Below are 13,441 nucleotides of genomic sequence, written 5' to 3' on the forward strand. Positions count from 1 at the left end.
GACGATAAATGGCCGTCAGACGGCGACTCTCTGGCCGGAGGGCAAACAAAATTCCTCCGCGTCATAACAGCGTTTTCCGCCCGTCGTGAAGAAAAAATATTGTGCGCTGGTCAGCCATTGCAACCCGACCGGCTGGCCTTCGTCAAAACGCTTCATACCGGCCACTTTTACGGTCAGCGGCTCTGCGGCACCGGCGATGGAACACACCACCAGCGTATCGGCACCCATATATTCGTGGCTGATCACCTGCGCCGTCAGCCCGGCCTGCGTGGCATCGGTCAGCTGAATATCTTCGGCGCGAAGCCCGAGGCTGAGCGAGGCATCACCCGGCATTTCCACCACCGGAACCGGCATAGCGGCGAGATAATGATGTTCACCGCGACGCGTCAGCGGCAGGATATTCATCGGCGGCGCACCGATAAATTGCGCCGCAAAAATGCTTTCCGGGTTGTTGTAGAGATTGTCCGGCGTGTCGTGCTGTTCGATGCGCCCGTCGTTAAGCAGAATGATTTTGTCCGCCATGCTCATCGCTTCGGTCTGATCGTGGGTGACGTACACCATCGTCAGGCCGAGTTTTTTCTGAATCGCCCGGATTTCGCGGCGCATGCTCTGGCGCAGTTTGGCGTCGAGATTGGACAGCGGCTCATCCATCAGGCACAGCCGGTTATTGGCGATCACCGCACGTCCGAGCGCCACGCGCTGTTGCTGACCGCCGGAAAGCTGCGCAGGCAACCTGTCCAGCAGCGGTTCCAGCTCCATCAGCCGGCTGACATCCGCCAGCCGCGAAGCAAATTGCCGCTTATCTTCGCCACGCGCCCGCAGCCCGAACAGCAGGTTTTCCCGCACGCTCATGTGTGGAAATAACGCATAGGACTGAAATACCATCGACAACTTACGTTGTGACGGCGTCAGCGCGGTGACGTCGGATTGCTGGAAATAAATCGCTCCGCTGTCAGCCGATTCCAGCCCGGCAATCGTGCGCAACATGGTGGATTTTCCGCAGCCGGAAGGGCCCAGCAGTGCAATAAACTCGCCCTCTTCCACATCGAAGCTGATGTCATTGAGCGCAACTTTATTGCCCCAGGTTTTGTGTATGTGATGGAGTGATAAATAACTCATGTTTGTTGCCCGTCTCTGACCGGTGATGGGCATAACCTAGCGGGGTTAAGTGACGCTTTTATGAAATTTGGTTTTTTTCACTTGCAGTGATGGCGGGATCGAGGAAGTTTCGGTTTCTCACTTGCAGTGAGGGGCTGAATTCTCAGAACGAGAAAGTTTCGGTTTCTCAATTGCATTGATGGCTTGATCGAGAAAATTTCGGTTTCTCAATAACTGTGATCGCTTAACTCACAGCGCCGAAACCGACCAAAGAGGCCCAGGACGGGGCCTCTTTGGAATCTCCACGTCTTTTTTACTGCGCGCTATCGCTGGCTGGCACTGTTTCAGCAGCCACAGCTATTGCCGCGAAATCTTGCCGCTACGCGGTTCCCTTACTCGGTTTCGAGCCATTGGTCTCGAAACTCTCGCTCGGCAAGCTTTCTGAAAGCGGCCAGAGGCTTATCTAAATTCAACGGCATTCCGTTTTCTTGCTTAACTTCTGATAAAAACAGTTACTCATTTTTAAAAAACAGTCAGCGGCAAGGTTGCGAACTAAAAAGCCAGTGGCCGCTTTCAAAACGACGTTGAGTGAGCGGTGAGAAACGGCGAGAGTCTGTTTTCGAGCAGGTTCGAACCCGAAGCGAAAGAACCGCGCAGCGGCGGCGTTTGCGGCACTAGCCGGAGTTGCTGAAACAGTGCCAGCGAGCGGCAGCGCGCAGTTGAAAAGCGCGGAGTCCAGAGGCCCGCGCGTTACCGGGTCTCTGGTCGGTGTGGGCCGACGCCCACGACCTTGAGCTTGAACTTGAATTTAAACTTGACGCCCCCCCCCGCACGGGCGGCCACCCCACAGGTTTCCCGGTCTAAAACACCGGGCTTAACCGTCCGCACGCCGCCGCAATACGCCGCCCGGCCTCAATCACCGTGGCGTTGTCTGTGGCAATCGACAGCCGGAAGTATGGCGACAAGCCGTACGCACTGCCGCCCACGCCGGAGACGCCGTTTTCCAGCAGATAATCCATCACATCGGCTTCGTTTTCGATTTTCGCGCCGCCCGGACGGTAACGCCCGATCAGCCCCGCACAGCGGCAAAAGACGAAGAAACCGCCCTGTGGCTGTAAAAGTTCCAGCCCGTCAACGCCGGAAAGGATGCCCGTGATGTCATCGCGCCGCTGCTGATAGGCCGCCACCTGGGGTGCGAGGAAATCCAGCCCGCCGGTGTACGCCGCCAGCGCCGCGGCCTGGCTGACTGAACTGGCTCCGGAGCTGATTTGCGACTGCACCACGGTCATCGCGGTGATCAGTTCTTTTGGCCCGGCCCCGAAACCGATTCGCCAGCCGGTCATGGCGTAGGTTTTAGAGACGCCGCCGACCAGCAAACTGCGCGCCTGAAAATCGCCTGCCACGTTCAGCAAATTACGGTGTTCGCGGCCATCAAACAGAATGTGTTCATACAAATCGTCGAGCATCACCAGCACCTGCGGATGCGCGCGCAGTACATCCGCCAGCGCCTGTAATTCTTGCGCTGAATACACCGCACCGCTCGGATTCCCCGGATGGTTAAGCACCAGCCAGCGCGTGCGCGGCGTAATGCTGGCCGCCAGTTGCGCCGGTGAAAGCTTATAACCCTGCTCCAGATGGCATTCCACAAACACTGGCGTGCCGCCGTTAAAACGCACGCTGTCCGGGAACGTCGGCCAGTACGGCACCGGCACAATCACTTCATCGCCGTCATTTAACGTCGCCGCAAACGCGTTGAAAATGACCTGCTTCGCGCCGTTGGCAATCATCAGATTGTCGATGCCAAATTCCAGGCGGTTTTCTTGCTGCAATTTTCGCTGTACTGCCTCACGCAGCGCCCTTATTCCGGGCGTTGGCGTGTATTTGGTCTCGCCGCGTGCAATCGCCTCATACGCCGCCTGCTTGATGTGCTCCGGCGTATCGAAATCCGGTTCACCGGTGGTGAGATCCAGAATATCGACACCGGCCTTTTTCAGATCATTAGTGCGCTGCTTTGCCGCCGCGTTGGCCGAAAGCGAAACGCGTTGCACGCGCTGTGACAACGAAATCGTCATACCGTTATCCTTATATCAGAGCGCGGGCAAACCCAGGTTTTCGCGCAAAGTGCTGAATTCATACTCTTCGCGGAACAACCCGCGACGGCGTAATTCCGGGATCACCAGCTCGACAAACAGCGAAAGCTGCTCCGGCATGATGGCGGGCATAATATTGAAACCGTCCGCACCGCCCTGCTCCAGCCAGTGCTGGAAATCATCGGCGATGTCTTCAGCGGTTCCCACCAGCACGCGATGCCCGCGTGAACCGGCAGCAATCGCAGCCAGTTCACGCAGGGTCAGATTTTCGCGGTAGGCCAGATCCGTCAGCAGTTTCACACGGCTCTGATTGCCTTCACCGGCAGGCACATCCGGCACCGGGCCGTCGAGCGGGAACGGGCTGAGATCCATATTAAAGCGGGTCGAAAGCTGACGAATGCCGTTATCGATATCCACCAGTGAATTGAGTTCACGCCAGGTTTCACGCGCTTCTTCCCGCGTGCGCCCCACGATCGGCATCACGCCCGGCAGGATCAGCACGTGATCCGGATTACGCCCTGCTTCTTTCACCTGCTGTTTCTGCGAACGGTAAAACACCTGCGCTTCTTCCAGCGTCGCGGCGGCGGTAAACACCACTTCAGCGGTGGCGGCCGCCAGCTTCTGGCCGTCAGCGGAAGAACCCGCCTCGATAATCACCGGACGTCCCTGCGGTGAACGGGTGATATTCAGCGGCCCCTGCACCTGGAAATATTTCCCGCGATGATTAACCGGCTGAATTTTTTCATTCACAAAATACTGGCCGCTGTCTTTATCCGGCTCAACCGCGCCTTCCTGCCAGCCTTCCCACAGCTTAAACGCCACATCGAGAAACTCGTGCGCCACGGCGTAACGCTCGGCGTGCATCGGCATATCTTCACGACTGAAATTGCGTGCCACGTCGGTGGAAAACGACGTCACCACGTTCCACGCCGCCCGGCCATGACTGATGTGATCCAGCGACGAAAAGCTGCGCGCCAGATTAAACGGATCGGTAAATGTGGTCGATGCGGTCGCCGCCAGCCCGATGTGACGGGTCTGCACTGCCAGCGCCGCCAGCAACGTCAGCGGCTCGAGGCGCGCCATGGTAGAAGGCAGGCGGTAAACGCTGGTCGCCAGCGCGTCACCGATGAAGAACATATCGAACTTGCCTTCTTCGGCTTTTTTGGCGATCCACGTCAGCCATTCAACGTCCGTTGGCGAACCGAGCTTTTCGGTTAAGCGCCAGCCGCTGACGTGATGCCCAAGCGGTTGAACAAACAGGCCGAGGCGCAGCTTTCTGGTGTTTTCTGAAGAAGAAATCATGAAATGTTCCTAAGAATAATGTTGATTTTCTGTCGCCCGCAGGGCTTTTTCGATGTGTTCAGCGGCCATGGAAAACGGCAGGCGCGCCGCGTTTTCGGCGGAGAACTTCACTTCACGGGCAATAGATGAAAGGATTTCATCGCGGTTACCGTTGAATTCAGGCAGCGCCAGCGGCGCATCGTACTGCCGCAGCAGCGCCAGCAGGTCCGGCTCCGGTTCGCCGTTGTCACTTTCCATCAGCGACTGCACCAGCAGACCGAAACCGACTTTCTCGCCGTGCAGCCAGTCGTGCAGTTCAGGCTGATGGGTAAAACGGTTGTGAATTGCGTGCGCCACGCCCGGTGCAGGCGTTTCATCGCGCATGCTGTTGGCCATACCCGCCGCCGCGATATTGGCGTCGATCACTTTAATCAGCGCCGGGGTCACTTCATGGCGGACGTTATCAAGCACTGCCTGTGCGCCATATTTCTCAAAGGTTTCCACCGCCAGTTTTGCCGCCTGAATCTTGAGATTCAGCGCCAGGCTGTCGTCGTTTTTCTGTTTATACGGCCGGAATTCGTACCATTTCGCCAGTGCATCCACGATGCCCGCTTTCAGATAACGCACGTCGTTTTGCGCGATGACTTCGCTGTCCACCAGCACCATCAGCGGCATACGCGATAACGGCTGGCTGCGGACGTGCCCGCCGTGCGCGTTGTAAATAATGCTGACCGGCGACCAGGCGGCGCAGGTGGCGGCCACCGTCGGCAGCGTCACCAGCACAATGTCATCAATCAGATTCGCGATGGCTTTCGCGCAGTCCAGCACGCGTCCGCCGCCGATACCCAGCACCAGCGTGGCGTTTTGCGCCCGCACGGCGTTGAGATGTGTTTCGATCGCGGCATCGGTGCATTCGGTGGTCAGGAAATTCACCTGCCAGCGGATCCCCGCCTCACGCAGGCTGTTTTCCATCTGCGGATTCACCGCCAGCCAGGCTTTCGGGCTGGTGATAATGGCGATTTCATTCGAATGAACGACAAGAAGTTCGCCGGTGCGGGCACGCAGCCCCGGCTGATGGTGATAGGTTTGCGGTGATTTTATAGCGAACACGATGATGCCCTATTCTCTGGTCAGTAATTGAATAAACTGCCTGCCCGTAATAAACAGGAATTCGGATATTGGATATATTAAGTCGTTATATAAACATCGTACGAGAATTGAAAAAATAAACAAAGTTCTGATTACGGATCCTTATTCACTAATTCGCAATAGAATAGATGAATTTTAGCTATAGCATCAAAACCCCTTGCATCCTGTGCTGGATCAAAGAAATGATAGCGTTGTAAAGGGTTAATTTAATGAACAAAAACAGAAATGTCGGAAACGGTATTATCCCGGTCTTTATTATTGTTTTTGCGAAACGCATTAATTAACCCTCAGAAAAACAGAGATTATTATGGCCTCACATCCGATTGATTTTCTTTTACTTGGCAATAATTTTGGCACACCGGAAATGCGGGAAATCTGGTCAGAAAAAAACCGTCTGACGCAGCAAATAAATGTCGAAGTGGCGCTGGCATTAGCCGAAGGCGAACTCGGGGTGATCCCGCAACAGGCAGCACTGTCGATTGCGGAACTGGCCGACGCCAGCCAGCTGAACATTGACGACATCGCGGCGTCCGGTGCGCAGATGAAACATTCCCTGATGCCGGTGCTGACGGCACTGCAAAAACAGTGCGGCGAGGCCGGAGAATACATTCATTACGGCGCGACTACGCAGGATATCGTCGATACCGCCACGGTTTTACAGCTCGCCCAGACAATGACAGTGATCGTGCGTGACGCCACCGCGCTGGCGGACGTGCTGAAAAATCTGGCGCGTGAGCATCAGTACACCCTGATGGCGGGCCGTACCCACGGAATGCAGGCGCTGCCGACCACGTTCGGCTTTAAAGTCGCCGTCTGGCTGGATGAATTTATCCGCCATCTTGACCGCCTTCAGGCCATCACGCCGCGTTTGCTGACCGGCAATCTCAGCGGTGCGATCAGCACCTATGCCGCGCTCGGCGAAGCGGGCCCGGAAGTCGAACGCCGCACGCTGGCACGCCTGAACCTGAACACGCCGAATATCGGCTGGCAGGCAGCGCGCGACCGTTTCTCCGAATACGCCAGCACGGCAGTGCTCATCAGCGGCACGCTGGGCAAAATAGGCAACGAACTTTATAACCTGATGCGCACCGAAATTAATGAAGTCGAAGAACCGTTCAGCGCGGGGAAAATCGGCTCGACCACCATGCCGCATAAACGTAATCCGGCGGCGATTGAAGGCTTAGCCAGCCTGACCGCCCCGCTTTTACATAGCGCGTCGCTGATTTATCAGTCGATGCACGTCGAGCACGAACGCGATGCCATGAGCTGGCGCGCGGAGTGGATCGCCCTGCCGGAAATCTCGATTTACCTTTCTGCCCAGTTGCAAAATGCCCGCGCTATTTTGTCCGGCCTGACGGTCAATAAAGCCCGCATGCTGGCGAATTTGCAGATGCAGGACGGCCTGCTGCTGTCGGAAAAAGTTATGTTTGAAGCCGGTAAAAAACTCGGCAAACAGACGGCGCATCATCTGGTTTACGAGTGCGCTATGCAGGCGTTCGAGAACCGTCTATCTTTTAAAACCGTGCTTTTAGCACACCCGGTTCTGGCCGCCAGCATCTCAGAAGAAGATCTGGACCACTGGCTGGATCCGGCAAATTACATCGGCTGTGCGCCGCAAAAAGTGGATGACGTGATCCGCTTCGCCGAACAGTCCGGTCATTTATCATCCCCGGAGAAACCTGCGATATGACCCCACATTTCCGGCGGCTCAGTTCAGACGACAGGCACGAATATCTGTCGCTGATGCTGGCCGCGTACGCCCCGATTAAAGCCCTCGGCATTCAGTTTGACGCGGCCACCGCCGATCTGGCGCGGGTGACGAAACATCTCGATGAACATGCGGTATTTGGCCTGTTTGACGGCCAGCGCATGGCAGCTTCGGTCACTTTGCGTTTCCCGTGGGGCACCCTGCCGGGCCCGATGGGCCTGCCGCATATTGGCTGGTTCGGCACGCACCCGGAATACACAGGCCAGAATCTTGGAAAACGGCTGCTGGAATGGCTGGAAGACCACATTCTTATCGGCGAACTCAAAGCCCCGGCGTATTCGCTTGGCACCGCCACCAGCCATCCGTGGCTGCGCGAAATGTACATCAAACTGGGTTTTCAGCCGGTCTTCGAAAGAGACCTCGGCAAAGGCCATATCACGCTGTATCTGAAAAAGATCCTCGACGAAGAACGCCATGCCGGATGGCTGGCGCGTCAGTCCGCTTAAGGAGTTTTACATGTTGAATACCGGCCAGAAACATCAGGCGCTGGCGAAATTCATTGAGGATTTTCGCCATAACATGCACCGCCATCCTGAGCTTTCCAATCAGGAATTCGGGACCACGGCGCGCATTAAAGCCGTGCTGGAAAATCATCAGATCCGCGTTCTGAATCTGCCGCTGAAAACCGGTCTGGTGGCCGAAATTGGCGGCCAGAAAGCCGGTAAGCTGGTGGTGTTACGTTCCGATATCGATGCCCTGCCGATCGAAGAAAAATCGGGCGTGGAATACACCTCGGAAAACCCCGGCGTCATGCACGCCTGCGGCCATGATTTCCACACCTCGGCGGCGCTTGGCGCAGCGATTTTGCTCAAAGAACGCGAGGAAACGCTTGCCGGCACCGTGCGCATTTTATTCCAGGCAGCGGAAGAAACCGGCCACGGCGCGCCGGCGCTGATTGAAACCGGCGCGCTCGACGACGCTGCCGTGATTTTTGGTATTCACAACGACCCGACGTTGCCGGTCGGTATTATCGGCAGCAAAGACGGCGCACTCACCGCGGGCGTCGATCGTTTTGCCATCACCATTTCAGGCACCGGCAGCCACGCCGCCCGTCCGCATGAAGGCAACGATCCGATTATTATTGCCGGACAAATCATCGGCGCATTGCAGACGCTGATTGCGCGCAACGTGCCGTCAGATCACAACGCGGTGGTGTCCGTCACGCAGGTTCACAGCGGCAGTACGTGGAACGTGATCCCCGATTCCGCCTGGCTCGAAGGCACGGTGCGCTCGTTTAATCAGGACACCCGCGAGCTTATCGAACGCCGTTTCCGTCAGGTGCTCAACGGCATCGCCGCTGCCTTTAATACGCAAATTGAACTCGACTGGCAGCCCGGCCCGCCGTCGGTGGTGAATACCGCTGAATGGGTGGATTTTGCACTGGCGCAGGCCGCCGGTTCGGGCTTTGAAGCGCGTCGCGTGGAAGCCAGCCCGATTGGCGAAGACTTCGCCTTCTATCAGCAAAAACTGCCCGGCGCATTCCTGATGATCGGCTCGGGCGGCCCGTTCGCGCTGCATCACCCGGAATTTCGCGTCGATGACCGCGCGCTCTTCCCGACAGCACATTATCTCGCGCAGCTGGCCGTTAACGCCCTTGAACACCTCAGCCCGCAGGCCTGAAACAGGAAAAAAACATGACACTGACTTCATCGCTGGCAAAGCTTATTGTCAGTGCAAGTCCCTCCGCTGAAGCGCGGGAAAATGCCCGCGAAGGGCTGCTCGATTTTCTGGCCGTCACCCTGCCCGTTGTGCGTGGTGAAGCCGGCGATTCCGGGCTAAAAAGTTTGCAACAGATTTACCGTGCAGACGATGCACAGACGCGCGCCGTACTGCTCGGTTACGCCGGCCATGCGCTGGATTTCGATGATTTTCACCCGGATTTTCGCGGTCATCCCGGCGTGGTGATTTTGCCTGCTTTGCTGGCGCTGGCAGCCGGTCGCCCCGACATCAGCGGCGAGCAGTTTCTCAATGCGTGGGTGACGGGCGTAGAAACCGCCGGTCGCCTCGGGCTGGCTGCCGGTTCGCAGCATTACAAACTGGGCTTCCACAATACCGCCACGCTCGGCACGATTGCCGCGGCGGCGGCCTGTGCGCGGCTGGTCGGCGCCAGCGAACCGGAAACAGCCCTTATTCTTGGGACGGCGGCTACGCAGGCGGGCGGTTTACGCGCGCAGTTTGGCAGCGCGGTTAAACCGCTGCACGCCGGGCTGGCGGCTCAGATTGCGGTCACGGCCACCCTGCTGACGCTGGCCGGTTTTCACGGTCAGGCAGAAAACGTGCTCGACAGCTTTTTCACTGCTTACTGCGCCGGTCAGCAGCAACCTGAGAAACTCACCGAAAGCTGGGGCGCGCCGTGGCGTATCGTCTCACCGGGGCTGGAATTCAAACCTTATCCGACCTGTGGTGGCACGCACAGCGCCGCCGATGCCGCGCGGGCAATCCGCCATGACTGGCTGCAACAGGGAAATCTGGTCAGTGACCTGAAAAATGCGGTGGAGAGGATTGAAGTGTCATTCCCGCCGGGCGGCGATATTGCGGCCTCGGTGCGCGTGCCGGCAAACGGTATTGAGGCGCGTTTCAGCCTGGAATACGTAATTGCCGCCAGCCTGCTACGCGACGCCTTGCTGATACAGGATTTCTCAGAAAACCCGCCGGATGCCGAAATCGCCGCGCTGGCCGCCCGTGTCACCCGTCATCCGGATCTTAGCGCCCCGCCGGACGAGCTAAACCCGGCTGCGCGTTTTCATCAGGTGACCGTATTTTTACGTAACGGAGAAACGCGGCAAAAACGCTTTACGCGTCAGCAAAGTCTGGCGATTGCATTCGATTTACCGGGGAAATTGCGCGCCTGTTTGCCGGATATGACGGACGCACAGCGGGCAAATATTGTGGCGCTGAGCAGGCTGGAAAGCCGCGACAGTTTGCCGCAGCTGTGTGATTTACTTTTCAGAGCAGATTCTACAACACGGTAGACAGGAAATTGCGGACACGGATGTTCTCCGCTTCATCCAGCACGGTTTTCACCGGCCCCGACGCCACGATTTTTCCGCCTTCCATAAAGATCACGTTATCGGCGACTTCCCGTGCAAAGCCAATTTCGTGCGTCACGATCACCATGGTGATCCCCGAATGCGCCAGCTTTTTGATGACCTGCAACACCTCGCCCACCAGTTCGGGATCGAGCGCCGATGTCGGCTCATCAAACAGCATCACTTCCGGATCCATCGCCAGCGCACGGGCAATCGCCACGCGCTGCTGCTGACCGCCGGAAAGCTGCTGCGGCCAGTCATCTTCACGGCTGGCTAACCCCACCTGCTGCAACAGCGCGCGGGCTTTGGTCAGCACCTGCTGACGGCTTTGTTTCTTCACGCGCAGCGGCGCATCGGTAATGTTTTGCAGCACCGTGCGGTGCGGGAACAGATTAAATTGCTGAAACACCATACCGGTACGGCTGCGCTGAGCGGCGATTTTCCCGCTGCTCAGTTCATGCAGCGCATTGCCTTTTTGCCGGTAGCCGACCAGTTCGCCACCGATACGGATGGTGCCGCCGTCGAGTTTTTCCAGATGATTAATACAGCGCAGCAACGTGGATTTCCCGGAACCGGATGGCCCTAAAATCACCGTCACCGAACCCGCCGGAATATCCAGGCTGATTTCATCGAGAATGGTGTTTCCTGAAAAACGTTTGGTGACTTTACGGAATTCAATCGCCTCACCCATGGCTGGTTTCTCCTGCATTCAGGCCGGTGTTCACCGCCCGCGGCGTCTCGTCACGCGGTTTGGATTTACGCTTCACCTTGCGCAAACTGCTGCGGCTGAAATGACGCTCGACGTAATACTGAATCACCGAAAGCAGCGACGTCAGCACCAGATACCACAGCGTCGCGACCAGCAATAACGGGATCACTTCATACGTGCGCTGATAAATAATCTGCGCGGAAAACAGTACGTCTTGCAGTGAAATCACCGACACCACCGCAGTGGTTTTCAGCTGACCGATCACTTCATTACCGGCTGGCGGCAAAATCGCCCGCATCGCTTGTGGCAACACGGTATGACGGAATATGGAAGCAGGCCGGTAACCGAGGGCACGCGCGGCTTCAATCTGGCCGGTGCCCACGCTCTGGATCCCCGCACGGATAATCTCAGCGGCATACGCCGACTGGTGCATCACCAGCGCAATCACGGCGGCGCTGAACGGGCTGATTAATGAGTTGGCCGACGCACTCCAGATTTCCCCTACCCACGGCAGCGAAAACGAAATGGTCGGATACAGCGCGGCAATGTTGTACCAGAGAAATAGCTGAACCAGCATCGGCACGCCGCGGAAAAACCAGGTATACCCCCAGCTCACGGCGACCAGCACAGGATTGGACGATAACCGCATCAGCGCCAGCACGGTGCCACCGGCAAAGCCGAAAATCACCGAAATGGCAGTCAGCTGCAACGTCATCAAAACGCCCTGCAAAATCGACGGGCCGGTGAAGTTTTCGGCAATCACTGACCATTCAAAACGCGGGTTATTGAGCATGGAATGGGCGGCGGCGCCCAGCACCAGAACGACGATCAGGGCGCTTATCCAGCGCCCGATGTATTTCTTACCGACGATCCGCAGTTCTTCCGGCTGCTGACCGTGTGTTTCAGTGCTCATCCGAAAATCTCTTCATTACGTTTGGATTCTTTCACTGCGCCAAAGCCAATCGACCATTTATCGAGGATCTTCTGATAAGTTCCGTCTTTAATCAGCGAGTTAAGCGATGCCTGAACGGCCTCTTCCAGCGCAGATTGTTTCGGGAACGCAACCGAAACCGGTGCATCATCCACATGAATGGTGCCGGACAGCGCCAGCGGTTTCACCTGGCTGACCTGATACGTCAGGCCTTCATACGGGCCAAAGAACATCGGCACGCGACCACTGACCACGGCCTGCACGCCCGACGGACGGTCCGGGAATACGGAAATTTTGATCGGCTGCTTGCCCGCATCGGTACAGGTTTTGCTGGCCGCTTCGAGACGCCCGATTTGCGTCGTGCCCGCACCGGCACCGATTTCCTGCCCGCAAACGGCGTCAAAAGACGTAAACGGCGCGATATTGGCGTCTTTACGGGAAATCACGCCAAGGCGCGACGCATCGTAATAGCTGACAAAATCGACCTGCTCGAGGCGTTTTTTGGTGGCGTTGATATTGGAAAGCGCCACGTCATAGCGGCCTGATTTCAGCCCCGGAATAATGTTGTCGAAACCGCCGGTATCCTGCCAGCGCACTTCCACGCCCAGACGCGCCGCAACGGCATTCATCACGTCAATTTCACGGCCCGCGAGGGTTTTATTGTCTTCCTGGAAAAACGTGGTCGGCGGCGTATTCGGGTTGGTGCCCGCGACAATATATCCGCGTTTGGCAATATCAGCTGGCAGTTTACTTTTCAGCGATTCAACGGCAGATACATGGAAAGTGGTAGAGGAAGGAACAATTTGCTCAGCTGCCCACGCAGTCGATAAATTCCCGGCAATCAGCAGCGGGAGCAATAACTTGGATAATGTCATGACGGGACCTTTTTCCTGGAGTAAACCCTGTGAAAAACCACAAATATAATGTGGTAAAAACGGCAGAGTTTTTGCTGTTTATATTTCATCTCTGAATTAACACCTGTTCTGCCGATAGAACTGATTTTGCGGGTATATACCTTTTGGTGACAAATGAGAAAATGAGATAAGGATTTCACAAATATGGGAATGGTTATTACGCTGGCGCGTGGGTAATTCACACCTTGGGTTGTAGCGACAAAACTTCAAACCTTGGGCTCGCCGCCCAAACTGGCCCAAAGGGCGCGTTAACGCGCGCGCCCTCTGGACACCCGCGCTTTTTAACTGCGCGCTGCCGCTTGTAAAGTATGTTTCAGGTACCACAGCTATTGCCGCGAAATCTTGGCGCTACGCGGTTCCCTTACTCGGTTTCGAGCCATTGGTCTCGAAACTCTCGCTCGGCAAGCTTTCTGAAAGCGGCCACGAGCTATGTAATTCAGCAAGCTTTCTGAGAGTGGCTCGAGGCTTATCT

Annotated in this window: 11 protein-coding genes; 4 read left to right on the plus strand and 7 right to left on the minus strand. The window is 56.7% G+C overall.

The window, feature by feature from the left end; translation table 11 throughout:
- Nucleotides 1–15: 15 nt before the first annotated feature.
- The 4 genes from KWG64_RS04310 to KWG64_RS04325 form a co-directional block, all read right to left on the minus strand.
- Complete coding sequence (locus tag KWG64_RS04310; RefSeq protein ID WP_218521033.1) at nt 16–1,119, minus strand: ABC transporter ATP-binding protein; 1,104 nt, start codon at nt 1,117–1,119, stop codon at nt 16–18.
- Nucleotides 1,120–1,958: 839 nt separating this feature from the next.
- On the minus strand, nt 1,959–3,170 hold the full coding sequence (locus KWG64_RS04315; protein ID WP_218521034.1) for an aminotransferase class I/II-fold pyridoxal phosphate-dependent enzyme: 1,212 nt from the start codon (nt 3,168–3,170) through the stop codon (nt 1,959–1,961).
- 15 nt (nt 3,171–3,185) lie between these two features.
- Complete coding sequence (locus tag KWG64_RS04320) at nt 3,186–4,490, minus strand: LLM class flavin-dependent oxidoreductase (RefSeq protein WP_218521035.1); 1,305 nt, start codon at nt 4,488–4,490, stop codon at nt 3,186–3,188.
- A gap of 9 nt (nt 4,491–4,499) precedes the next feature.
- Nucleotides 4,500–5,579, minus strand: coding sequence for an iron-containing alcohol dehydrogenase family protein (locus KWG64_RS04325; protein WP_218521036.1), 1,080 nt, complete (start codon nt 5,577–5,579; stop codon nt 4,500–4,502).
- Nucleotides 5,580–5,925: 346 nt separating this feature from the next.
- Between KWG64_RS04325 and purB the strand changes: the two genes are divergently transcribed.
- Genes purB through KWG64_RS04345 form a run of 4 tightly spaced genes read left to right on the plus strand, consistent with a single transcriptional unit; the run spans nt 5,926 to nt 10,358 of the window.
- Nucleotides 5,926–7,308: an adenylosuccinate lyase gene (purB, locus tag KWG64_RS04330; RefSeq protein ID WP_218521037.1), complete on the plus strand. Its 1,383-nt coding sequence runs from the start codon at nt 5,926–5,928 to the stop codon at nt 7,306–7,308.
- Nucleotides 7,305–7,832, plus strand: coding sequence for a GNAT family N-acetyltransferase (locus KWG64_RS04335; protein WP_218521038.1), 528 nt, complete (start codon nt 7,305–7,307; stop codon nt 7,830–7,832). Before purB ends, KWG64_RS04335 begins: the two co-directional genes overlap by 4 nt.
- 10 nt (nt 7,833–7,842) lie before the next feature.
- Complete coding sequence (locus KWG64_RS04340) at nt 7,843–9,006, plus strand: amidohydrolase (RefSeq protein ID WP_218521039.1); 1,164 nt, start codon at nt 7,843–7,845, stop codon at nt 9,004–9,006.
- A gap of 14 nt (nt 9,007–9,020) precedes the next feature.
- The gene (locus KWG64_RS04345) at nt 9,021–10,358 is read left to right on the plus strand and encodes an MmgE/PrpD family protein (RefSeq protein ID WP_218521040.1); all 1,338 of its coding nucleotides are present in this window, start codon (nt 9,021–9,023) and stop codon (nt 10,356–10,358) included.
- Here the strand turns inward: KWG64_RS04345 and KWG64_RS04350 are convergent.
- From KWG64_RS04350 to KWG64_RS04360, 3 genes are read right to left on the minus strand one after another with little or no spacing between them, the layout of a single operon-like run.
- Entirely contained in the window at nt 10,345–11,106 is a 762-nt protein-coding gene (locus tag KWG64_RS04350; RefSeq protein ID WP_218521041.1) for an amino acid ABC transporter ATP-binding protein, read from the minus strand. The two genes, KWG64_RS04345 and KWG64_RS04350, sit on opposite strands and share 14 nt — an antisense overlap.
- Nucleotides 11,099–12,037, minus strand: coding sequence for an amino acid ABC transporter permease (locus KWG64_RS04355; protein ID WP_228389045.1), 939 nt, complete (start codon nt 12,035–12,037; stop codon nt 11,099–11,101). Before KWG64_RS04355 ends, KWG64_RS04350 begins: the two co-directional genes overlap by 8 nt.
- A complete protein-coding gene (locus KWG64_RS04360) occupies nt 12,034–12,930 on the minus strand; it encodes an ABC transporter substrate-binding protein (protein WP_218521042.1) in 897 nt (298 codons plus the stop codon). The genes KWG64_RS04355 and KWG64_RS04360 overlap by 4 nt, the downstream gene beginning before the upstream one ends.
- Nucleotides 12,931–13,441: the final 511 nt, after the last annotated feature.

It is taken from the genome of Rahnella sp. PD12R (assembly GCF_019200965.1).
Classification (GTDB): Bacteria; Pseudomonadota; Gammaproteobacteria; order Enterobacterales; family Enterobacteriaceae; genus Rahnella; species Rahnella laticis.

Coding starts and splice junctions, on each gene's coding strand:
- KWG64_RS04310 (WP_218521033.1), bottom strand. CDS start 1,119: ATGAGTTATTTATCACTCCATCACATACACAAAACCTGGGGCAATAAA.
- KWG64_RS04315 (WP_218521034.1), bottom strand. CDS start 3,170: ATGACGATTTCGTTGTCACAGCGCGTGCAACGCGTTTCGCTTTCGGCC.
- KWG64_RS04320 (WP_218521035.1), bottom strand. CDS start 4,490: ATGATTTCTTCTTCAGAAAACACCAGAAAGCTGCGCCTCGGCCTGTTT.
- purB (WP_218521037.1), top strand. CDS start 5,926: ATGGCCTCACATCCGATTGATTTTCTTTTACTTGGCAATAATTTTGGC.
- KWG64_RS04335 (WP_218521038.1), top strand. CDS start 7,305: ATGACCCCACATTTCCGGCGGCTCAGTTCAGACGACAGGCACGAATAT.
- KWG64_RS04340 (WP_218521039.1), top strand. CDS start 7,843: ATGTTGAATACCGGCCAGAAACATCAGGCGCTGGCGAAATTCATTGAG.
- KWG64_RS04345 (WP_218521040.1), top strand. CDS start 9,021: ATGACACTGACTTCATCGCTGGCAAAGCTTATTGTCAGTGCAAGTCCC.
- KWG64_RS04350 (WP_218521041.1), bottom strand. CDS start 11,106: ATGGGTGAGGCGATTGAATTCCGTAAAGTCACCAAACGTTTTTCAGGA.
- KWG64_RS04355 (WP_228389045.1), bottom strand. CDS start 12,037: ATGAGCACTGAAACACACGGTCAGCAGCCGGAAGAACTGCGGATCGTC.
- KWG64_RS04360 (WP_218521042.1), bottom strand. CDS start 12,930: ATGACATTATCCAAGTTATTGCTCCCGCTGCTGATTGCCGGGAATTTA.